Source organism: Sphingobacterium pedocola (assembly GCF_015209965.1).
Lineage (GTDB): Bacteria > Bacteroidota > Bacteroidia > Sphingobacteriales > Sphingobacteriaceae > Sphingobacterium > Sphingobacterium pedocola.
Map to the genome: position 1 here is coordinate 496,048 of NZ_MU158689.1, position 23,263 is coordinate 519,310.

18 protein-coding genes, 1 other RNA gene and 1 pseudogene are annotated in these 23,263 nt (G+C 39.9%); 11 read left to right on the forward strand and 9 right to left on the reverse strand.

Going from position 1 to position 23,263, the window contains the following annotated elements:
- Positions 1 to 53: 53 nt before the first annotated feature.
- The 5 genes from C4F40_RS01960 to C4F40_RS01980 all read left to right on the forward strand — a co-directional run bounded on the left by C4F40_RS01960 (position 54) and on the right by C4F40_RS01980 (position 8,721).
- Positions 54 to 3,152 (forward strand): SusC/RagA family TonB-linked outer membrane protein, encoded by a 3,099-nt coding sequence (locus C4F40_RS01960; protein WP_231389886.1) that lies wholly within the window; start codon positions 54 to 56, stop codon positions 3,150 to 3,152.
- 11 nt (positions 3,153 to 3,163) lie between these two features.
- Positions 3,164 to 4,876 carry a RagB/SusD family nutrient uptake outer membrane protein gene (locus C4F40_RS01965; protein WP_196937692.1) on the forward strand — a complete coding sequence of 571 codons (1,713 nt, stop codon included), beginning with the start codon at positions 3,164 to 3,166 and terminating at the stop codon, positions 4,874 to 4,876.
- A 170-nt stretch (positions 4,877 to 5,046) separates the two neighbouring features.
- Complete coding sequence (gene der / locus C4F40_RS01970) at positions 5,047 to 6,348, forward strand: ribosome biogenesis GTPase Der (protein WP_196937693.1); 1,302 nt, start codon at positions 5,047 to 5,049, stop codon at positions 6,346 to 6,348.
- A gap of 19 nt (positions 6,349 to 6,367) precedes the next feature.
- Positions 6,368 to 7,840 carry a cysteine--tRNA ligase gene (gene cysS / locus C4F40_RS01975; protein ID WP_196937694.1) on the forward strand — a complete coding sequence of 491 codons (1,473 nt, stop codon included), beginning with the start codon at positions 6,368 to 6,370 and terminating at the stop codon, positions 7,838 to 7,840.
- A gap of 14 nt (positions 7,841 to 7,854) precedes the next feature.
- The gene (locus C4F40_RS01980; protein WP_196937695.1) at positions 7,855 to 8,721 is read left to right on the forward strand and encodes a DUF4440 domain-containing protein; all 867 of its coding nucleotides are present in this window, start codon (positions 7,855 to 7,857) and stop codon (positions 8,719 to 8,721) included.
- 59 nt (positions 8,722 to 8,780) lie between these two features.
- Here C4F40_RS01980 and C4F40_RS01985 read toward each other — a convergent pair whose 3' ends face one another.
- On the reverse strand, positions 8,781 to 9,767 hold the full coding sequence (locus C4F40_RS01985; protein WP_313785369.1) for a peptidylprolyl isomerase: 987 nt from the start codon (positions 9,765 to 9,767) through the stop codon (positions 8,781 to 8,783).
- 21 nt (positions 9,768 to 9,788) lie between these two features.
- Positions 9,789 to 10,145 (reverse strand): annotated as a pseudogene (locus tag C4F40_RS21705) (SurA N-terminal domain-containing protein); the annotation flags it as partial.
- Positions 10,146 to 10,577: 432 nt separating this feature from the next.
- Between C4F40_RS21705 and C4F40_RS01990 the strand changes: the two are divergent.
- A complete protein-coding gene (locus C4F40_RS01990) occupies positions 10,578 to 11,636 on the forward strand; it encodes a lactonase family protein (RefSeq protein WP_196937697.1) in 1,059 nt (352 codons plus the stop codon).
- 66 nt (positions 11,637 to 11,702) lie between these two features.
- Here C4F40_RS01990 and mtgA read toward each other — a convergent pair whose 3' ends face one another.
- Complete coding sequence (gene mtgA / locus C4F40_RS01995) at positions 11,703 to 12,434, reverse strand: monofunctional biosynthetic peptidoglycan transglycosylase (RefSeq protein WP_196937698.1); 732 nt, start codon at positions 12,432 to 12,434, stop codon at positions 11,703 to 11,705.
- A 290-nt stretch (positions 12,435 to 12,724) separates the two neighbouring features.
- Between mtgA and C4F40_RS02000 the strand changes: the two genes are divergently transcribed.
- Entirely contained in the window at positions 12,725 to 13,375 is a 651-nt protein-coding gene (locus C4F40_RS02000; RefSeq protein WP_196937699.1) for a DUF6266 family protein, read from the forward strand.
- Between the two features lie 171 nt (positions 13,376 to 13,546).
- The gene (gene mutS / locus C4F40_RS02005; protein WP_231389887.1) at positions 13,547 to 16,153 is read left to right on the forward strand and encodes a DNA mismatch repair protein MutS; all 2,607 of its coding nucleotides are present in this window, start codon (positions 13,547 to 13,549) and stop codon (positions 16,151 to 16,153) included.
- Positions 16,154 to 16,179: 26 nt separating this feature from the next.
- Here mutS and C4F40_RS02010 read toward each other — a convergent pair whose 3' ends face one another.
- Positions 16,180 to 16,341, reverse strand: coding sequence for a hypothetical protein (locus tag C4F40_RS02010; protein WP_196937700.1), 162 nt, complete (start codon positions 16,339 to 16,341; stop codon positions 16,180 to 16,182).
- A gap of 362 nt (positions 16,342 to 16,703) precedes the next feature.
- Positions 16,704 to 17,837, reverse strand: a complete 1,134-nt coding sequence (locus C4F40_RS02015; protein WP_196937701.1) for a hypothetical protein — start codon at positions 17,835 to 17,837, stop codon at positions 16,704 to 16,706.
- Between the two features lie 74 nt (positions 17,838 to 17,911).
- On the opposite strand from C4F40_RS02015, the gene C4F40_RS02020 reads away from it, so the two are divergent.
- Both C4F40_RS02020 and C4F40_RS02025 read left to right on the forward strand, forming a co-directional pair.
- A complete protein-coding gene (locus tag C4F40_RS02020) occupies positions 17,912 to 18,619 on the forward strand; it encodes a tRNA1(Val) (adenine(37)-N6)-methyltransferase (RefSeq protein WP_196937702.1) in 708 nt (235 codons plus the stop codon).
- Positions 18,620 to 18,784: 165 nt separating this feature from the next.
- On the forward strand, positions 18,785 to 19,279 hold the full coding sequence (locus C4F40_RS02025; RefSeq protein ID WP_196937703.1) for a metallophosphoesterase family protein: 495 nt from the start codon (positions 18,785 to 18,787) through the stop codon (positions 19,277 to 19,279).
- Positions 19,280 to 19,285: 6 nt separating this feature from the next.
- Here C4F40_RS02025 and C4F40_RS02030 read toward each other — a convergent pair whose 3' ends face one another.
- Positions 19,286 to 19,621: a MerR family transcriptional regulator gene (locus C4F40_RS02030; RefSeq protein WP_196937704.1), complete on the reverse strand. Its 336-nt coding sequence runs from the start codon at positions 19,619 to 19,621 to the stop codon at positions 19,286 to 19,288.
- A gap of 156 nt (positions 19,622 to 19,777) precedes the next feature.
- Between C4F40_RS02030 and C4F40_RS02035 the strand changes: the two genes are divergently transcribed.
- On the forward strand, positions 19,778 to 20,122 hold the full coding sequence (locus C4F40_RS02035) for a hypothetical protein (protein WP_231389888.1): 345 nt from the start codon (positions 19,778 to 19,780) through the stop codon (positions 20,120 to 20,122).
- A gap of 46 nt (positions 20,123 to 20,168) precedes the next feature.
- On the opposite strand, the gene accD is transcribed toward C4F40_RS02035, so the two are convergent.
- From accD to dprA, 3 genes are all read right to left on the reverse strand, one after another.
- Positions 20,169 to 21,011 carry an acetyl-CoA carboxylase, carboxyltransferase subunit beta gene (accD, locus tag C4F40_RS02040; RefSeq protein WP_196937705.1) on the reverse strand — a complete coding sequence of 281 codons (843 nt, stop codon included), beginning with the start codon at positions 21,009 to 21,011 and terminating at the stop codon, positions 20,169 to 20,171.
- Between the two features lie 928 nt (positions 21,012 to 21,939).
- Positions 21,940 to 22,037: signal recognition particle sRNA small type (ffs, locus tag C4F40_RS02045), an RNA gene on the reverse strand.
- Between the two features lie 120 nt (positions 22,038 to 22,157).
- Positions 22,158 to 23,255, reverse strand: coding sequence for a DNA-processing protein DprA (gene dprA, locus C4F40_RS02050; RefSeq protein ID WP_196937706.1), 1,098 nt, complete (start codon positions 23,253 to 23,255; stop codon positions 22,158 to 22,160).
- Positions 23,256 to 23,263 lie beyond the last annotated feature (8 nt).

Consider the following 23,263-nt stretch of genomic DNA (forward strand, 5'->3'; position numbering starts at 1 on the left):
TCCACTACTTATGGAACTTCGTTAGTTTAATGAAAAACCTTAAAAGTAATTTTATGATAAAGAGATTTACAAGTCCTTTTTTCATTGGTAAAAGTTTTCGACTGGCTTCAATCCTGATGCTTGGGTTTGGTATACCTACTGCTTCGGTATTTGGAAGTGAGTTGACTACACACGCCAATGCATTTTTTCAACAAACGGTAACAGGTCGTGTTACTTCATCTACGGGGGCTGTTTCAGGCGTTACCGTCACCATCAAAGAGAATTCTTCTGTATCTACTTCAACAGATGATCAGGGCAACTTTTCCATTCAGGCAAGTAACGGTCAGACACTGATTTTTACAGCGATTGGATTTACAACGCTGGAGGAGATCGTAACCGGAAATGTACTGTCGGTGGTTTTGGACGAAAGTGATCAAGCTTTGGAGGAGATCGTGGTGGTGGGCTATGGTACTCAGAAAAGAGAGAGCTTAACAGGAGCACTGAATACCGTAAAAGGTAATGAGCTGAGAGATATAACTACACCGTCAGTAGAAAATATGCTGAATGGAAAGGCTCCTGGTGTTTTTGTAGCTCCGGGCTCAGGACAGCCAGGCGCAAGAGGGGGCGTTGTTATTCGAGGTCAGGCTACGTTGAGTGGAAGTACGAGTCCATTATGGGTTATCGATGGTGTTATCGTTGGTTCGCGAGCTGGAGATATAAATCCGGATGACATTGAATCCATGACCATTTTGAAGGATGCGGCATCAACAGCAATCTACGGGTCGCAAGGGGCTAATGGCGTTATTGTTGTCACGACAAAGAACGCAAAAGTGGGAAAGACTACGGTAGACCTTTCTTCGAAGATCGGCTTTAATCAGCTCACGAACGGAAATATGAAAATGATGAACGGAGCAGAGTTGTATGATTATTATGCTTCGTTTGCTAATGCAAGTAATATTTCATTTCCACGTTGGAACGAAGACTTACGTAATAGCGACTTCAATTGGTGGGACTTGGCAACGCAAAGTGGATTCACTCAAAATCACAACGCCACTATTCAAGGGGGAACGGAGACACTGCAATCTTTCATGTCTGTGGGATTGTATGATGAAAAGGGGGCTGTAAAAGGATACGACTTTAAACGTTATAATCTTCGCTTCAGACAAACGTATAAACCGTTTGATTGGTTGTCTATTAAACCATCATTAGTTGGTGCACGCCGAGGAGTAGATGATAAGCAGTATTCTACAACGGCGATGTATTCCAACTTACCATGGGATAGCCCATTTGATGCGGATGGTAATTTAGTTCCACATCGTTACAGTGGTTGGGTAAATAATGCAAGCACCAACTATTTGTATGATCTGCAATGGAACCATTCCGAGAACATCAACTATGAGTTTATGGGAAATCTTGATTTTGATGTCAAATTGACCGATTGGTTGAGTTTCTCGTCTGTCAATAACTATAGGTACAATCATTATTCAGCTGGCGGATATACAGATCCGCGTTCTAATGGAGGATTGAATGTGGGCGGGCGTCTAACCGAATACCGCTCGGAGTATGCGAGGCGATACACCAGCCAAATTCTGCGTGTAAATAAAACCTGGGATCGACATGCGTTAAATGGTTTGATTGCTTATGAATATAATGATTACTCGGCAAAAACATTGGATGCCTATGGTACAGGCTTTATTCCTGGATTTGAAGTGCTGGATGTTGTTACAAGACCAGAGCGCACGCGGGGCAAGATCAATGAATGGGCTGTGCAATCCTTTTTGTCGAATGTGCATTATGCTTATGATAATAAATACCTCGCTCAGGTTTCATTCCGTAGAGATGGCGCATCTAATTTTGGTGACAATGCCAAGTATGGTAATTTTTTCTCTGTTAGTGCAGGTTGGAACATTAACCGTGAAGATTGGTTTAAAGCTGATTGGGTAGACGTTTTGAAACTTCGCACAGCATACGGTTCAGTAGGTAACCGTCCTAGTTCGTTATATCCGCAATATGATCTTTATTCTATATCGCAAAGCTCGAGTTACAACGGTGAACCTGGAGCATTAATTAGCCAAAAGGGCAACAGAGACCTTACGTGGGAGAAAACGTATACAGCAGGAGCAGGGGCTGACGCAACGTTTCTCAATAATCGCGTAAGAGCGACGTTTGACTATTACGTAAAGGATACAGACAATATTTTATACCAAGTTCCTGTCACCGGAACGGTGGGCATTACCAGCATTTGGCAAAATATCGGAGAAATGAGAAATACTGGATTTGAGCTTGCGGTTGGTGGAGACATTATTCGAAATGATAATTGGCTTTGGAGTGTAGACGTGAATATTGGGCATAATAAAAACAGACTGACCAAACTCTACCCGACAAAGGATGCCAGTGGAAATTATACCATTAGACCAGTTATTATTGGTGACGGTTTAGGTATCGCTGGCTCTGCACAGCGCGTGTTGGAGCCGGGACTTCCGGTTGATACATATTATTTGAAGGAATGGGCCGGTGTAAATACAGATAATGGGGCGCCGATGTGGTATCAAGTGGAAAGAGATTCGGACGGGAATGAGGTTTCACGTAATACAACTTCAAATTATTCGGCGGCTACTTTTGAAAAACTTGGTAATGCCGCGCCGGATTTGTTCGGTGGATTCTCTACGGCATTGAGGTATAAACAATTGGATCTAGGTGCTGTCTTTGGTTATTCCATTGGTGGTAAAATTTACAACTACTCGCGTCAGGAATACGATTCAGATGGAACGTATACAGATCGTAACCAGATGAAGTTGATGCCGGGATGGAGCCGTTGGGAGCAGCCGGGTGATAATGCAACACATCCTATCGCCAAATACAACAATCAAGATAGGGGGAATCAAGTTTCTTCACGCTTTGTGGAGAACAGTGATTTCCTGCGGTTACGTTCATTGACTTTAGGTTATAATGTTAACCTTAGCCGGTACAATATCAGGAATGTACGTGTCTTTCTTGCTGGCGAAAACTTATTTGTCATTACCAAATACTCAGGCGTTGATCCCGAGATTCCATTTAAGGAAGATGACGAAGCTAGCTTAGCGGGAACAGAGGGGGTAATCTTAGGTTCAACTGGTCCATCTGTATATCCAGCGACACGCAGATTTATGTTTGGAGTTAATGTCTCATTTTAAAAGGAAAGAACATGAAAAAGATATTTATCACTTTATTAGTTATATCCATATTTGCCTCTTGCGATATTGATCGTTTGCCTTATGGATCAATGGATTCCGAGCGGATTGAGAACGACCCGGAGGCTTATCTAGCATCTTTACTTAATGGTGCCTATGCGCAACTGAAAGCATGGTCTGATCCCATGCACCGCGCAGGAGAATATGCAGGAGATAATATGATGATCAGAGGATCTTCTACGGATGCCTTTTATGAATTTATTTCATTTGCACGAACACCAAATAACGGTCGATTAAACCAGTTTTGGAATGCGGGCTATAAGGCAATTGCACAAGTCTCCAATGTAATCAATATGTTTGACGAAGGGCAGAATGCAGCATTTGACAATGAATTAGGTGAGTGCTATTACATCCGTGGTATGATGTACTTCTACTTGGTTCGTGCGTATGGACGTCCTTACTACCAAAATCCAGAAACGAACCTAGGTGTGCCAATCGTTAATGGAACACCGGATGACGTTATCAATTTGGAACTGCCCGATCGTGCAACGGTCAAAGCTACATACGAACAGGTTATTAATGATTTGAAGAAGGCAGAGGAGTTGCTGACTATTAATGACGGTTCTTCCTATGCATCAAAAGGTGCCGCCCAAGCCATGTTGTCCCGTGTTTATCTCTATATGAGTGGTACGTACCAGTCGCCCAATGCGGAGTATGCGCAACTGGCTGTTGATTATGCAGATAAAGTGATTAACTCCGGAGATTATTCGCTCTTGCCAAGAGAGCAATTTATGAAATACAATACGTATGTGCCAGAGAATAATCCGGAAACGATATTTGCAGTAAAGCGTGTGGCATCTGAGTTTTCTGGCGATGACCATTATTACGGAATCGGCGGTATGTATGCTAATATTGGTGGCCAAGGTTGGGGTGAAATGTATGCTAGCGCTAAATACATTGATTTATTAAATGAAACAGGTCGAAATGATTGGCGCCCGGAAAAATATGCGATGGTAGATGCACGCGCTGCTTTTATTGAACCAACTTATTCAAAAAATGCAACAACGGGTGCTTATGTAGAAGTTTTCCGTTTCATTAAAGAAGATGGTGTGAATGTGCTAAACTACGTACAGGACACGGTAATACGTAATGGTAACACCGTAACCTGTAAAGAAGGCTCAGATATCTACACGTTAAACCCTATTGATGCAGAACAAGAGATTTACAGCATTCAGTATAAGGACGGTAAGACATATCAAGGTGTGATTGATTATTTTATTAGTTTAAACAGGGTTTATCCACAGTTTTATATTACGAAAGCCTCTCGTGAAGGTGAAGATTCACATCTTCATTCTCCCGTTATTAGTAGATTAGCCGAGGTATATCTTAATCGTGCAGAAGCTTATGCTAAACTTGGAAACTATGTCGCGGCACGGACAGACTTAAACGAGATCAGAACGCGTTCTATTGTAAACGGCGGATATAGCTCCTTAGATGCTTCTAATGCAAGCGAGAGAATTGATAAAGAGCGCCAACTAGAATTGGCCTATCAGGCAGAACGCAGCTACGACGTTTTCCGCAATGGAGGGTCATTGAACCGGCAATATCCGGGTCCACACGGGCAGTTTGAAGTGATAGCACCTACGGATTACCGTGTGGTTTATTATATCCCTCAGGATGCGATAAACTCCTACCCAGGTACACTAACGCAGAATCCAACTAATTAATAAGTAACGGGATTCCGGTTGTTAAATACGTTAAAATGGCTTTGCGACACAGCAAAGCCATTTTTGTTTATAACCGTAAAAATCTCTTATTTAATCGTAACTTTGTATCCTTATAAAAAAAGCATAATTTAGAGTTGCCGTGAGGTAACGTTTTTTAATATATATTAAATATGGCAAATATAGTTGCAATTGTTGGGCGTCCGAATGTAGGTAAATCAACCCTTTATAATAGATTGACCGAAAGTCGTAAAGCGATCGTTGACGATTTTAGTGGTGTCACGCGCGATAGACATTATGGAGAGGCCGAATGGATCGGTAAAAGATTTACAGTAATAGACACCGGTGGTTTCGTGCACGGTTCGGACGATATATTTGAAGCTGCTATTCGTGAGCAGGTTCACATTGCAATTGAAGAAGCTTCGGTTATCCTTTTTATGGTAGATGTCACCACTGGTATCACAGATTTAGATGATGATATTGCGAATATCCTTCGCCGTAGTAAAAAGCCGGTATATGTCGTTGCCAATAAAGTAGATCATGCAAAACTACATCATGCTTCGGCAGAGTTTTATGCGTTTGGATTAGGCGAGATCTTTAACATTTCGTCTGCTACCGGATCAGGTACGGGCGAACTGTTAGACGAGGTGGTTTCAAATTTTGAGATATTGGAAGAAGAGGAGAGTACACTCCCGAAGATTACTATCGCAGGTCGGCCCAATGTCGGTAAATCTTCTTTAACAAATGCACTGTTGGGTAAAGATCGCAATATTGTGACCCCGATAGCGGGTACCACACGGGATGCTATACGAATACACTATAACCAATTCGGAAATGAATTCCTTTTAATTGATACTGCAGGGCTTCGCCGTAAAACCAAAGTTACCGAGAATATTGAATTCTATTCGGTAATGCGTACCATCAAGGCGATTGAAGACGCGGATGTTGTCGTGCTGATGATCGACGCGAATGATGGATTGGAAGCACAGGATATAAATATTTTCCATTTAGCAGAAAAGAATAAAAAAGGTGTTGTTATCCTCGTCAATAAATGGGATATGGTTGAAAAAGATCATAAAACAGCGAAGGAATTCGAAGCACGCATCCGTGAAAAAATTGCACCTTTTAATGACGTGCCAATTTTGTTTACATCCGTAACCGAAAAGCAGCGTATTTTCAAGGCGGTAGAGACAATTATGGAGGTGTATAAAAATAAGACGAAGAAAATTCCTACATCGAAGCTGAACGATGTAATGTTGAGTGTTATTGAAAATTATCCTCCTCCAGCTATAAAGGGCAAGTACATCAAGGTTAAATACATAACCCAGATTCCCGGCAGATCACCCATGTTTGCCTTTTTCTGTAACCTACCACAGTATATTAAGGATCCTTACAAACGTTTTGTCGAAAATAAATTAAGAGAAAACTTTGATTTTACCGGGGTTCCTATTCAAGTGTTTTTTAGACAAAAATAGATTTAAGCAGTATCATGCTATGCAGCACAATTTAGTTTTATACAATACCCTTACGCGTAAGAAAGAAAAATTTGAACCGATTCATCCGAATATAGTCGGAATGTATGTCTGTGGGCCTACTGTCTATAGCGATGTACATTTGGGGAATTGTAGAACATTTGTATCATTCGATTTAATATTTCGCTATTTGTTGCATCTAGGTTATAAAGTGCGCTACGTACGCAATATAACAGATGCCGGTCACTTAGAAGGTGATAATGATGAAGGTGACGATAAATTTGCGAAGAAAGCCAAATTGGAACAATTGGAGCCAATGGAAATTGTTCAGAAATATACAATAGGCTTTCATGATGTACTGCGTTTGTTCAATACCATTCCGCCAAGCATAGAGCCTACGGCGACGGGACATATATCCGAACAGATTGAAATGATCAAACAGATTATGGATAATGGATATGCGTACGAGGTGAACGGCACGGTATATTTTGATGTAGAGAAATACATCAAAGAATATAATTATACTATTCTTACCAACCGAAACCTAGAAGATTTATTCAATAATACAAGAGTGCTGAGCGGTCAGGATGAAAAAAAAGGTAGATTGGATTTTGCCCTTTGGATAAAAGCTAAACCTGAACACCTTATGCGCTGGCCTTCGCCGTGGAGTGTGGGCTTTCCGGGATGGCATATCGAATGTTCGGCAATGAGCCGTAAATATCTAGGCGATCAATTTGATATACACGGTGGGGGGATGGATCTTGCTGCTACGCATCATACCAATGAGATTGCCCAATCTCAAGCTTGTAATCATGCTAGCCCGGCTAAATATTGGATGCATACTAATATGTTAACCGTGAATGGTGCGCGCATGTCCAAGTCTGCGGGTAATGGTTTTTTACCACATGAATTGTTTACAGGCAATCACGCGTTATTGCAAAGAGGCTATTCACCTATGGCGGTTCGTTTTTTTATGTTGCAGGCACATTATAGAAGCACGTTAGATTTTTCGAATGAAGCTTTGGATGCTGCAGACAAAGGATACAAGCGCCTAATGACCGCTATCGGTCTTTTAGATAAGATCAATCCTTCGGCTAATTCATCGATCCAACACAATATAGCGAGCATCAAAGCAAATTGTTACGCTGCGATGGACGATGATTTTAACAGCCCGATCCTTATTGCGGAGCTTTTTGAAATGGTAAGGGTAATCAATTCAGTTTATGATGGCAAACAGCAAATAGACCAAACCACATTGGTTGATATAAAAGAATTGATGCAGCATTTCGTTTGTGATATCATGGGATTACAACATGATCAAGTAGGAGGAGACGGGGAAAGTGTTGACAATCTGATGGATGTAATTGTTAAGCTGCGTAACGAAGCCAAAAAAAATAAAGATTTTACGACCTCAGATCGCATTCGCGAAGAGCTAACAGCTATCGGAATTCAACTAAAAGATAGCAAGGAAGGTACACTTTGGAATAAGATTTGATAGTTCAGAAAAATATGAATTTTAATTTCTTGTTTAACGCCTGTCTTTTTGTAGGCCTTACTTCCTTCACATCGTTGTATGGGCAGCTTCCGGATAAAGTAGGAGGACTTATAGCAGCCGATAAAAGCGCTGCTGCAATATCAAAGATGCAAAATCCCCATGCTGCGTTCATGTCAATAATTGATAAAGAATCTATCTTTTATGTGCCTTCCGCAGTAAATGCATTTAATTATTTGAGTAATCGGCCTAATATTCCCGATGTGATGCTATGGGAGCCTAATTTTGCGATCGTTTCTAGAAGTTTGGATTGGGGGTTGACTTCCGGAAAAATGGAATTTCAAAAAGTAGGAGCCGTTAAACGCCATGGACAATATTTGACTGTTTGGAAAAGAGGAAAGAAGGGTGATTGGAAAATAGCCGTACGTGCGGAGGTAGAGAATTTCGGAAAAAAAGCGGCTAGCGACCTTATCTATTTCGAACCCGACGATTCCTGGTATTTAAAGCACCGGTCTCAAGTACGGCTGAAACAACGAGAAGATATCGTTTTTCAGACGGATGAATTGTTTTCGACTATTTTGAAAGCAAATAATGAAACAGCGTATAAAGAGTTCTTAGCAGATGATGTTCGTTTTTATTATCCTTGGCAGGAAGAAATAGAAGGCAAAACAGATGTGCTTTCCTTTTTGAAGAAGCAACGATATGAGATCGTAACAGATCCTGCAGAAGTAGGACGGGCATATAGTGGAGAGTTTGCTTTTACTTCGGGCACGGCAACAGTCCATTCCAAAGATAAAGCCACGAAATTCAATTATATTCGTGTCTGGCAATTGAAAGACGACTATCAGTGGCGTGTGATTATTGAGATGTTATTTGAACGATAGCAGCAACAAAAAAGGGAATGATTAAAAATCATTCCCTTTTTGTTGTTAGTACCTTTTGACTAGTTTTTTGCAACTTTTCCCGTGCTTACCCAGTCTTCCAATTCTTGGCAGGTCATGAAATCCGAATTTACATCTATAAAAGTGTTGTCTTTTCGTGTCTCAAACCATTCGCTCAATTTGATGTTCGTTTTGTTTTGTTTAGCCGCTTCTTTGATTTTTGTAAAATCTTGTTCTAAACTTGCCTTATGCGGAGGGATACGTGATTTTAAGTAGTATAACGCGTAAGATGTTTCACCAGTTCTTTTGTCAGTTACCAAAACGGATTTAGAAGTTTCTCTCGCCTTCAATGGATCGATGGCGTTAAATACAGTCACGTCATTTAATTGCGTTACCGGAATCAAAGTAGAACCGTCGTATTCACTTGTCACTACCCCACCATTATATTTAGTAAAATTGTCATCGGAATACAGAGAAGCTGCAGTAGTAAAATCGATCTTTCCGGTCGTTATTTTGTCGTAAATACTGTCAATTTTGGCCTTAGTACGCTCAAGAGCAGCCGATGTCGGTTTTGTTTTTACGAGTACATGCCTTACATTTACTTCTTCACCCCGTCTAGCGAGTACCTGTAAGAAGTGAAATCCATATTGTGTTTCGAACACAGGGGATATCTCACCTTCTTTCAGTCTAAATGCTTGAGCGGAAAACTCTTTTACGTATGATTCGCGTGTTGCAAATCCTAAATCACCACCACTGGGAGCAGAACCATCTTCAGAATATAGACGGGCGATAGTACCAAAGTCTGAACCATTTACGACTTGCTGACGATAGCCTTCCGCTTTATCTTTAAATGTTTGCTTCTCTTCTTTGGTCAGGATTGGGTTCACAATTAATTGTGCATATTCAATCTCTGTGTCAAAATAAGGAAGACTATCGGCATCTAAGCTCTCGAAATATTTTTTTACTTCTTGAGGCGTTACATCAATTTTAGAAACGATAGTTTGCTGCATGCGCTGTGCTTGTAAAAGTTCCGCTACACTAGGTCTCATCTCTTCCTTGTGTTGTAATAGGGATCGGTTCAAAAATGATTCTAGATTTTCCTTACCTCCTGCTCGTTGTGTCATGAAACGAATTCTTCTATTTAATTCATCATCCACTTGCGATTCAGAGACTTCTATCGAATCAATTACGGCCTGTTGAGCCAAGAGTTTTTGAGTTAGCAACTGCTGAAGAATCGCACATTTCATGGCCTCGTCAGGTTTGCCTCCTTCTGCTAGAGCCTGTGCATACTGCATTTCTAGATCGGATTGTAAGATTGTACTATTACCTACGGTAGCCACTATACGATCAACAAGTCTTTCTTGGGAAAAAGATGAAAATGCCGCTGTAAGTAATAAAATAGTTAATCCTATGTATTTTTTCATGTGTTCGTTGTTCCTTAATTTTTTATTTTATGCCGGTATATTATAATTCAGCATTTTTTATTTGCTACTGTACCTTATTGTCCGTTAATTTTGTGTCTCAGCATTATAGATACAAAAATATCAGAATTATTTGTAAAAGCAGATTTATTTTCTGCACAAGTGTAAGCCGACTTGTATCAGTACGTATCCGTATGCTACGAAGATAAAATTTCAGAATGCTATAATGCTGCTGTTTAACGAATTTTAACGTATAGAATCCGGCGTAAAGTTCATTTCTCGTCTCTGATGTGAGATTTGTAAATGAAATTGACGAAAACCGATTGAATTATTACTAATTTTAAGTATGGAATATTCACTTAGATTAAAGTGAATATTCCATATGGCCGTTAAAAGGCAAATTATATACATATGAAATATTTTTTAATTCTTGTTGCAATGAGCGTTATACTAAAATCCGGAAGCGCACAGGTTATCCCCCTTTTTGTTGGAACCTACACGCATAAAGGAAATAGTGAGGGTGTATATCTGTACAGCTTTGATGTTTCTAGTGGCGATGCCACCATGGAGTCCTATCTTAAAACCGATAACCCTTCCTTCTTAGCGCGTAGTGCGCAATATATCTATGCGGTTAACGAAGACGACAACGGAAAGGTGTCTGCTTTGAAATTTTCCGATTCACAATTTGACGTGTTAAATCAGTTGTCAACAGAAGGAATGCACCCCTGTCATGTTGCCCTAGGAGTTCGAGAGCCTGTGCTGGTGGTATCCAATTACAGCAGCGGGTCGTTGGTCTTATATTCGTTGAATGCCGATGGTTCTCTTCATAAAAAGGAAGATTTTATCCAGTTCGAGGGTACGGGGCCAAATGTCGAAAGACAAAAAAGGTCCCATGTCCACTCCGCATTTTTTAATGTAACGGGAGATAGGCTGTATGTGTCGGACTTGGGATCGGATCGAGTCGTGGAATATAACATTGTAAATACTGGTACAGATTACGCATTTCAACAAGTAGGGGGAATTAAGTTAAAAGGCGGATCCGGCCCCCGTCACGTTGCTATTTCGGAAGATGCCGCTACCATTTACGCACTGGCGGAACTTACCGGTGAGGTTGCGGTTTATCAAAAAAGTAATGGACAATGGCAACTCCGTCAAACGTTGCCTGTTTATGCGGAAGGATTTACTGGAGAACAGGGAGGAGCAGATGTGAAGATATCTCCGGATGGAAAATATCTGTATGCTACTAATAGAGGTGAGGCAGATGTTATCGTCCATTATAAAATTCTGAAAAATGGACTTCTAACACAAAAGAATGTATATTCCGTAGAAGGGAAATCACCTCGAAATTTTAACTTCTCTCCAGAAGGAAAATTTGTGCTGGTAACGAATCAGCAGTCCGACGAAATTGTGGTTTTTAATCGCAATACCAAAACAGGTGCACTTACAGATAGCAAGAAGAGAATTGCAATCGGACAACCTGTATGCGTGATATTCTAGCATTTTTTCTGAAAGTGTGGTCAGGAATCTTCATGACTATCGGTATTGCCGGTAGTCATGAAGGTTTTATTCGGGGATGCTATAATAGCTTAAATACCTAACAATATTATTAGCTCTACGATTTACGTAGTTTGATGGATTGCGAGCGTCCCATTTTTGGGGACTCGGTAAGATCGCTATAATTAATGCTGCTTCCTTTTTGCTTAGGCTTTTTCCTGATTTGTAAAAATAGTATCTGGATGCGGCTTCTGCACCATATACCCCTTGTCCCATTTCAATCACATTAAGATATACTTCTAGAATACGTTTTTTACTCCAAAATATTTCAATCAATACGGTGAAATAAGTTTCTAATCCTTTACGTAACCACGATCTTTCAGGCCATAGGAATACGTTTTTGGCTACCTGTTGGCTGATGGTGCTACCCCCTCGTAATTTTTTTCCTTCCTTGTTCTTCTCTAGGGCCTCTTTGATGGCTTTCGTATCAAAGCCATTATGTGTCATGAAGTGCGCATCTTCTCCCGCTAGAGCGGCGCGTTTTAGATTGTCAGAAATGTCCTCATAATCTAGCCACTCCTTAACTATTTTCCAATCTTTTCCCGCAGCTTTTCGTTCGAATGCACGCTGGAGTTGAAGATACGTGATCGGCGGATTCATAACAATAAGAAGAAGTACCCAAAAGATAGTAAATGCGAAGAATCCCCCCACGATACGTAGTGTCCATTTCAAAATCTTCTTTTTTAGGGAAGGAGATTTTATTTTATTTCTTTTTCTTGAATTCGCGCGTTTGATAGCCATCAGACTTTACTTTGAGTTAGCAAAACTAAATAATTTTATCATGCGCTTTACTAATCTTGAGCAATATTCGCCACAGTTGTCCCCCAATATTGCTATTGCTTATCTAATAACAGGTACTTTATTCGGATTTCATCCGTACTTTATACGGACTTCATTCGGATTAAAGCGAGTAAAATACCTATTAAATATGAGTGATATACTTCTATTTTACCTCTTAATAGCTAAAATGATTATAATTTGTCTCCTGCATATCGTATATTAGTGTCAACTAATTAAACTTGAAAATCACCATGGGAAGAACAAAAAAAGGACTCAATGGCTCTGTTGTAGGAAAAGTAGGGCCGCATGTATTTTATCAATGGAAAGGAATAGACTGCGTAAGGACTAGACCACGCGTCAATAAAAACCGGAAACTTTCCTCAGATGAAACCAAGAATAGGGGTAAATTTGCCTATGTACAGCGCTTTCTAAGCAATTTGACGGTGGCATTAAGGCTCGGATTTCATAATTATAAGGAAAACCAAACGGCATTCAACTCTGCTATGTCCTACACCTTGACGAATGCCGTCCGCAGTGACGAAGAAGGATTTTACATTGACCACAGTGCACTACGTATCAGCAAAGGCATCCCATCTCCCTTAAATGAAGTGACTTTGACTTACGAAGATGATATACTGACCTGTGATTGGGATTACGACAAGACGATTGTTACGGATTTGCATTTGGCAGGATTCCGCTCCTTGCTTTTATTCATGTCGGACGACGAACTTACATTTAATGGAAACATCCTAGATAAAGCTATGGATGACAAAAAAGAACAGATAAGGATCCCTCGGATCAATGATGTCGACACAATCTATCATGTGCACCTGGGTTTTGTAGCAACCGACCATAGCAGCCGTAGGATTGACAGTGTCTACATAGGCACCATCACGATATAATTGTATTTGTCTTTTTAACGGTCATTTGGAATATCCAAACTGAGTGGAACGAGCTCATGAAGTTAATTGTAATCATTCACGTTTGTGTGGCATGTGCTACATGGATATTATTCCCTTGCTAAATCCCCGCAATTCTCCTATTTTTACAGCTTATTTAAAAGCACAGAACCATTGGCAAAGGCAAAGAAAGAAACTCCGTTAATGCAACAGTACAACAGCATTAAGACCAAATATCCGGGTACTTTACTGTTGTTTAGGGTTGGTGATTTTTACGAGACTTTTGGTGAGGACGCAATTAAGGCAGCAGGGATTTTAGGTATCGTATTAACCAAGAGGGGGAACGGGAGCGAATCAGAAACGGCGCTGGCGGGTTTTCCTCATCACTCGTTGGAAACTTATTTGCCAAAATTGGTGCGCGCTGGCCAACGTGTGGCTATCTGCGACCAATTGGAAGATCCGAAACAGACGAAGACTATTGTAAAACGTGGTGTAACTCAATTGGTAACACCAGGTGTATCTTATAATGATAATATCGTCCAACAAAAATCAAACAATTACCTAGCTTCCTTATTTATAGATAAGACGCAGGTAGGCGTGGCATTCTTAGATATATCCACTGGAGAATTTCTTGTTGCACAGGGTAGCATTAGCTATATCGATAAATTGTTGCAGGGTTTTAAGCCTACTGAGGTTATTATGCCCAAAAAGCAGAATAAAGATTTTATCGCAGATTTTGGGAACTCTTATTATACTTATCTACTTGACGAATGGCCTTATACGGGAGATTATGCAGAGGAAGCGCTTCAGAAACATTTTGAAGTCAACTCCATGAAGGGATTTGGTATTGACCGGATGCCATTGGGTATTATTTCAGCAGGTGTTGCATTACATTATCTGAATGAAACAGAACACCGTAATCTGCAACATATTTCCAATATATCGCGAATAGAAGAGGACCGCTACATGTGGTTAGATCGTTTCACCATTCGAAACCTAGAATTGATCGGTTCGGCAAATGAAAATGCTGTTACGTTATCTGATGTATTGGACGATACCTCTTCACCAATGGGTGCGCGTTTACTCAAAAGATGGATTGTAATGCCTTTGAAGGATAAAAAATCTATTCAAGAGCGTTTGAATGTGGTTGAATACTTTCATCAAAATAAGGAATTACGGGATGAGTTAATTCGAGAGATTAAATTAGTGGGTGATCTGGAAAGACTCATCAGTAAGATCGGGCTTCAAAAAGCAAATCCACGTGAAATTATACAGCTTAAACGATCGCTTTTTGCTATTGAGAAGCTAAAGGAGTTGACAAATGTATCTGAATCTGAATCATTGCGAATTATTTCCGAACAGTTGAACACCTGTTCGATTATTCGTGATAAGATCGAAAAAGAGGTTTTTCCCGAACCTCCTGTAGCCTTGAATAAGGGCAATGTAATGGCGGATGGTATCGATGTCGATCTGGATAAATTGAGACGAGTTGCATTTGGTGGGAAGGATTATCTATTAGAAATACAACGTAGAGAATCTGAATTAACGGGTATTCCATCATTAAAAATATCCTTTAATAATGTATTTGGGTATTATCTTGAAGTGACCAATACACATAAAGATAAGGTGCCGGAAGGTTGGATTCGTAAACAGACCCTAGTCAATGCCGAACGTTATATTACAGAAGAACTAAAAGAATATGAAGATCAGATATTAGGTGCTGAAGAAAAAATTCAGGTTATCGAAAACCGGCTATATGCGGAATTGTTAGTTGCTATAGCGGCATATATAAAGCCTATTCAGCTTAACGCGCAATTGATTGCTAAATTGGATGTCTTGCTTAATTTTGCGATTATCGCAGATAAGAACTATTACGTAAAGCCCGAGATTACGGAAGACAGACTGTTGGATATAAAGGGAGGTCGTCATCCTGTGATAGAGCGCAATCTTCCTATCGGTGAAGATTACATCACCAACGATACTTATCTGGATCCTGATATACAGCAAATTATCATCATCACAGGGCCGAATATGGCAGGTAAATCAGCATTATTGCGTCAGACAGGCCTGATTGTCTTGATGGCACAGATCGGTTCGTTCGTCCCGGCTAAAGAGGCACATATTGGATTGGTAGATAAGATTTTTACTCGTGTGGGGGCTTCAGATAATCTGTCGTCCGGCGAATCTACATTCATGGTAGAGATGAATGAGACTGCGAGCATCATGAACAATCTGTCGGATCGCAGCCTGATCCTGTTGGATGAAATTGGTCGGGGTACCAGCACATATGATGGTATTTCGATTGCTTGGGCGATAGCCGAATTTTTGCATAACCATCCGACAGCTCGGGCAAAAACACTATTTGCTACGCATTATCACGAATTGAACGAACTAAGTACGTCCATGTTACGAGTGAAGAACTTTAATGTCACCGTAAAAGAAATCAATAACAAAGTGATCTTCCTGCGTAAGCTTATGCCTGGTGGATCTGAACATAGTTTCGGTATTCATGTAGCGAAGCTTGCGGGTATGCCACCACGATTAATAGGCCGTGCTAATGAGATTTTAAAACGTTTGGAGCAAGAGCGCACCGGCGGAGAGAAAATAAAAGATAGCATGCGTAAAATCCAAAAGCAAGCATACCAATTACAGATGTTTGCGATAGACGATCCAGTATTGGAAAAAATAAGGGATATGCTCAATAATTTAGATGTTAATACCCTGACACCAGTTGAAGCATTGATGAAATTGGATGAAATTCAGCGGTTGTTGAAGAATTAGTTTTTAAAGAGGGGATAAAAACGAACCTATTTTTTATACAATTTTAAAATTTCCCATTTCACCGTCTTTCCGCCACTCGCCGTGGCAAGGCTTTCTTCTTTTCTCCCAAAAGAAGCAAAAGTCGTCGCTGTGCCGGCTCGCCAGAACGGATCACCATTCCTGCTGTTGGCGACCCGCCAAGGCGACATTTGTCGTACATGTAAGGATAGTGCTTTATTACATTTAATTTTTACTTCAGCTGGATTAAAAAGGGCGACCTAGGTCGACGTAGCGTTAAGAAAGCTTTTGGATTTGCGTTAAGAACAGATCCCCCAAGTGAAACGTCTTGGAGCTGTTTAGTAAATCCAAAAGCTTTTAGCGTAACATTGACCAAGTCTTGGGTTTTGCTTCTTTTGGCCAAGCAAAAGAAGGAGAGCCGCCCGCCGATGAGGGCAAAAAGATAAAATATAGATATTAATGGTTTCTCATACAATTTGGAATTAGCGAGCAACGCACTGTATAAATTAATCCTTCTTTTTATTTATTAACCCCTTCAAAAAACACTTCGATTTTATAATTTGAGAAACAATTCCAGACTCCAATAACGAGGTTGTATGTGCGTAATCAGGTCTTTGTCCCAATTATAGGGGATATAATGATATCCCGCTTCAAGTCCGATAAATTTTCTCCCTTTCACGTGTCTCATCAGCGCTACGCCTATAAACGTATGAAATGTATTTGCGTTGTTGTACTGGATTCCAGAAGAACCATTCCCTTCATCGTAATAATCGCCATCGTAAAAAGTGGTTTCAGATAATCCAGTATTAATAAAACCTAATCCGGCTCCTACTTTGGGAAGGATAATCCAAGGGCCGTTGTCCATGACTTTATATCCCGCCGTACCTCCAAAAAAGAAACTAGAAGAGGAGTTGACGTCCTTAATCACACCGTTATCGTTAAATTCAAAATAGTTGTCGTTGGTATTTAACCTAAATTTGAGGGCAAGCTCAAAAACAAATGGGTTTGCCAACGGAGACATAAGGGATACGCCAAAAGAAGGAGAAGTAGAAAAAGTACTGTTTTTTCCTAGTGTGCCGAATGCGCCAGCATATAACGCAAATCCAATACCGTTCTTGTTCAATTCTAATTCCTGATGGGACTGTAAGGCAGGTTTTTGCTTCGGTTGGCGGTTTAGTTGTATATAGAATGCATCAATGTCATCAGCAAACAATAAGCTAATAGCCTCTTCCTGCTCCGAAAGGGTATAACTTGGAGAATTCAATAAGGCAGTAGCTTTTAAACGTATAAGCGAATCTACAGGGTGGTTCAATGGAATAAAATGAAACGATTCCTTGTCTTTGGCGTAAATGGTTGCATAATTTTTTTCTGCGGCATTGTCGTATCTACGTGCTAGTATTTCGTCGTAATGCTTTTCGAGATAGGCAGCAAGTTCTTGTTGTGTATCCTCTTTTAGAATCAATTGTCTCATAAGTTGGAGACGTGATGTAAATTCGCTTTTACCACATACACTTTCCAGTGTGGTTATGATCGATTCGATCTGTGAAAAATCATTTTTTTCCAATAATGGTGCCAGTCGTTGTAAAGAGGCAGTAGTAACTTCTTCACAAGATGACTGTGCATAGGAATAATTGCAAAAGTTGAACAGGGAAATAAGAGCAACAAGAACTTTGGCGATACGCAACATGATGTATTGATTTTGCTCTAAAGTAATTATAATTTTCAGGAAGTTCAACTTAAAAAATAAGTAGATTTGTGGGAATGGGATCCATATTTCGTTTTAAAAGATTTGAAGTAGATCAGTCTGGATGTGCGATGAAGATCAACACCGACGGTGTTTTGCTCGGTGCGTTGGCAAAGCATAGGCATCCCGGACATATTTTAGATATAGGTACGGGTACCGGTGTTATTGCATTAATGTTAGCACAACGATTCGATACCGTAAAAGTAGATGCCGTAGAAATTGATGACCAGGCAGCACAACGTGCACAGTCTAATTTTAATCGCTCACCCTTTGCAGAGAGGTTGCACGTGATACAAGGTTCCTTCCAGGATATGGAAGTTCCGTGTCAATATGATCTGATTGTCAGTAATCCACCTTTTTATATCAACGCGCTTCATAATCCTAACGACCGTAAAAAGTTAGCCCGACATACGGATCTTACATTTTTTCACAATTTAGTTGATTTCAGTGTGCAAGCACTGAGGGAAAATGGAATCCTGCAGTTGATATTACCCAGCGAATTGGCTATCGAGGTCGCGGATATGGCAAAATCAGTTGGTTTAGTACTTGTGGAGGAGGTTAGGATTAAATCCTATCCTGATACCGAATATATACGTACTATTATTTCATTAAAAAAAGATACAGCGGAAACAAAAACAAGCACATCTTTGGTTATTTATGAGGATAAAGATCTGTATACACAATCGTATAAGGAGTTGTTGCGAGATTTCTTTTTGGCATTTTAAAAGTCAGGGGACGATAATAAATGCCTGAAGATATTTTTTGCACCATTTCCGTTGTAAATGGTCTTTATAAAGCTGTTGAAAGATATAATACTTAATAATATACGGATGAAACCTGTCCGCGGTAAGCAGACAAGTGTCGTTACAGTAAAAAAAAACGTAATTCTAATGAAAAAAATTGGCTTGCTTTCTGATACACACAATTTTTTAGATGAGGCTGTTTTCAACTATTTTGATTCGTGTGATGAAATATGGCACGCTGGCGACTTCGGGTCGATTAAAATTGTGGATACATTGGCGGCTTTTAAGCCTTTTCGAGGAGTATATGGTAATATTGATGGAAAGGACGTGCAACTGGTATGTCCTGAACATTTACGATTTGACTGTGAAGAAGTAGATGTTTGGATGACGCATATTGGAGGTTATCCGGGCAGATATGCACCTCGCATCAAGCCCGAAATCGTCGCTAATCCACCCAAATTATTTATTTGTGGGCATTCACATATCTTGAAAGTACAGTACGACCCCAAATTACAACTACTACATCTTAATCCCGGTGCTGCCGGTAAACAAGGATGGCATCAAGTGCGTACATTGATGCGTTTCGATATCAATTGTGGTAGAATAGAAAATCTGGAGGTCATAGAGCTGGCCGGAAGATAAAGTTTATTATAAACTGTCTCGTACTTCCAAAAGAAAAGATTTCAGTCGTTCAAGAGAGTCAATAACGCGTTGGTTCTCCTTTGCCTCGTTTTTGTTTGTACGTAGGAATTCTCGGGCACCTTGTAGGGTGTAGCCCTTTTCTTTTACTAAATTGAAGATAATTTTAAGGTTGGAGATGTCCTCTTGCGTAAACAGACGGTTGCCTTTTTTATTCTTTTTAGGTTGAAGAATGTCAAATTCACGCTCATAAAAACGTATTTGAGAGGCGTTCACATCAAACATTTCAGTAACTTCACCCATCGTGTAATACAATTTGTTTATTTCGCGCTCTTTGTATGGCATACTTTTTAATATTACGATATATTAATTAACAAACTTAGATAAAATGCTTTGCATTCACGAATACCGAATAGAAAAAAATATAATTCTTAATTTGCTTTTATATACAGTTATAATCGGTAGGCACGCATCTGGCAGAGCAAAATCAAAAAATAACAGATGAAGGGAATAATTATCGTGAGTAAATTTTGGACGTATTTCTTTTCTGCGGGGAAAGCAAGTGCCATTACGATATTCCCCATTGTTTTCCTTGCTCATAAATCGTTCAAAAAAGATGAAGCTTTACTCAATCACGAGCGAATTCACATTTCACAAGCTATAGAATTATTGATAGTGCCCTTTTATACGTGGTATTTGATAGAATTTATGTTCCGTTTTTTTAAACATTGGCATTTCCGCCAAGCATATTTAAATATTTCTTTTGAACGGGAAGCGTACAAAAACGAAAAAAACATGGAGTATTTAAAAAAACGGAAGATATGGTCTTTCTGGAAATACTTGTGACCTATATCGGAGAAATGCTCTTCAAACGAACAGCATTTCTTTATGTTTATCCCACTAATTTTAAAAATGTGGCTACTTTTTGCTTCAATTGTCGCCTATCGACAATGAAGTCTAGAAAGCCGTGCTCTTTAACGAATTCGGAGGTTTGGAAACCTTTAGGAAGATCCTTTTTGATTGTTTCTTTTATAACCCGAGGTCCAGCAAATCCAATTAAGGCGCCGGGTTCTGCAATATTAATGTCGCCTAACATTGCATAGGATGCGGTAACACCTCCTGTTGTAGGGTCTGTTAGTAAACAGATATACGGTAGCTTTGCTTGGCTCAATAAGGCTAATTTTGCAGATGTCTTCGCCATTTGCATTAACGAAAAAGCGGCTTCCATCATGCGGGCCCCTCCGGATTTGGAGATTAACATGAACGGGATCTTATGTTCGATGCAGTAATCTATGGAGCGGGCTATTTTTTCGCCGACGACAGACCCCATAGAGCCTCCGATAAATGTAAAATCCATACAAGCGATTACTAAATCCTGTCCCTCTATTTTGCCGTGTGCACAGCGGATAGCGTCTTTGAGCCCTGTTTTCGCCTGACTTTCCACCAGTCTATCTTTGTAAGCTTTAGTATCCTCAAAATTTAAAGGGTCACCCGCTGTTAAATTTGCAAATAACTCCGTGAAGTAATTGTTGTCAAATAGGATCGAAAAATAGGCTGCAGAACCAATCCGGATATGATAATCACAATATTGACATACATAATTATTCTCAATTTGCTCTAAGTTGAGAAGAGGTTTTTTACATGCGGGACATTTATTCCACATGCCGTCTGGAGCTTCCTTTTTATTTTCTGTTGCAGTATTAATTCCTGCTTTATTTCTTTTAAACCAACTCATATGTTCGTGTTAATTCGAATTACAAATAAACGAAAAATATCCTAGTTAAGTCAAAAGACAAAAGTAAAAAGTCAAACTAAGTAAATTTGTGTTTAGTGGAAGCCGGATTGGGCAAAGCTTTAAAGAAGAGGGTTGATTTTAAAGAAGGATTAATTTATACCGTGCGTTGCTCGCTAATTCCAAATTGTATGAGAAACCATTAGTATCTATATTTTATCTTTTTGCCCTAATCGGCGGGCGGCTCTCCTTCTTTTTTCATTTATTGTTTGTACTTAAAGGCATTCAAGAGACCTCTTCGAGGGTTTGCTTGGCCAAAAGAAGCAAAACCCAAGACTTGGTCAATGTTACGCTAAAAGCTTTTGGATTTACTAAACAACTCCAAGCCGTTTCACTTCGGGGATCTGTCCTTAACGCAAATCCAAAAGCTTTCTTAACGCTACATTGACCTAGGTCGGCCTTTTAAATCCAGCTGGTGTATAAAGTAATATTTAAGAGTAAAGCACTATCCTTCCATGCCCGACAAATGTCGCCTTAGTCATTTGCCGATAGTAGGAGGAGGTACGAACCATTGTGGCAAATGGGTACAGCGACGACTTTAAGAATAAATATTTGTTTTCAATGGAATTCTTGAGCTCACTACGTTCGGTTTGCTTCTTTTGGGAGAAAAGAAGAAAGCCTTGCCACGGCGAGTGGCGGAAAGACGGTGAAATGGGAAATTTTAAAATTGTATAAAAAATAGGTTCGTTTTTATTACCCCTACTTCTTATATACTATAATTTAAGCAGAGTTACATCCAAGTTTATTGCTGGTAATAACGGACTTGAACGGACTTTGACTGACTCGAACGGACTTTAACGGGAATTTTGAAACTAGAACTGTTAAACCAAAAAATAATAGATAAAGAGAGGTCGGGTTTATAGAAATAAAAAATGGGTAAGCTCTCTTTATCGCACCGCTCAACCAAATACCCTTGCTTTGTTCCCAACCTGGGGGAGTCAATAGGAGCTGGTCGTAAAGGACTTACCCACCACAAAAGTAGCAAAATTTTTAGTTTTTGAAAAGAATTTCGTCACTTATCTGTTAGTGGGTTGATAGTCAGTTTGGAAAATTACATTTTATCCGAATCGTATTGTTCTGTTTAGGTTATTAAATTAATTTATATACTTTTCCAGGAAGTGATAACAGGTGATTATTTATTTCCATTTCTAATAATATGATCGCTAATTTACTTTGTGGCCAGTCCAGGTGCAATGAAATCGCATCAATGGTCGCTTGTTCATGTTCTTTTAAAAAATTATACACTTTTTGTTCGTCCTTGCTGAGGTTCGCCGGTAAGATACTAAGCTGTTTTGCTTGCTTTGGGGTTTCTGTTATTTCCCAATTCATTAAATAGCAAAGATCCGCTGCATGTCGGATCAAGTGGGCACGATTGGTTTTTATCAGGTAATTGCAACCCGCAGAATACTCTTGATCTATTCTTCCTGGAAACGCACAGACATCCCTATTATATGTATTAGCAATTTCAGCAGTTATTAAAGCACCTCCTTTTATAGCGGCCTCAATCACGATGGTGACATCGGATAGTCCCGCTATGATTCGGTTACGCATCGGGAAATTTTGTTTATCCGGATTGGTACCCGAAGGAAATTCGGTTAATAACCCGCCGCATTGAATCATTCGCGAAGCCACTTCTCGATGTGCGGCAGGATATATCCGGTCTAGACCATGCCCCAATACGCCTATTGTGGATATGTCGTTTTTTACGGCGAGACGATGCGCGTGAACATCAATTCCGTAAGCCAACCCACTTATAACTTGTACATTGAGGTCCTTTAAATCGTGTACTAATTCTTCACAGATACGTTTTCCGTAACTGGTAGCGTTGCGTGTGCCGACAATACTCACTGCTTTTTGTGGATTTAAACTTCCGTCGCCTTTATAATATAAAAGTATTGGGGCGTCGTCACAGTGTCTGAGACGTTCTGGGTAGCTGTCATCTTCTACCCATAACACCTGGATGTCGTGCTTCTCTACAAAATTGAGTTCATCTTCAGCTTCCTTTAAGTAAGATTTTGAAAGGATGGAATCTACAGCAGCCGGGCCAATACCCGGAATGGATAACAGTTGTTTTTTCGAACTTGAAAGCACTGATTCAGCGTTGCCACAATATGCAAGCAGCAACCGGCTCAACTTTGGGCCGATCCCTTTTATTTTTGTGAGGGCTATTTGTTCTATTTTGTTCATAAGAGGTA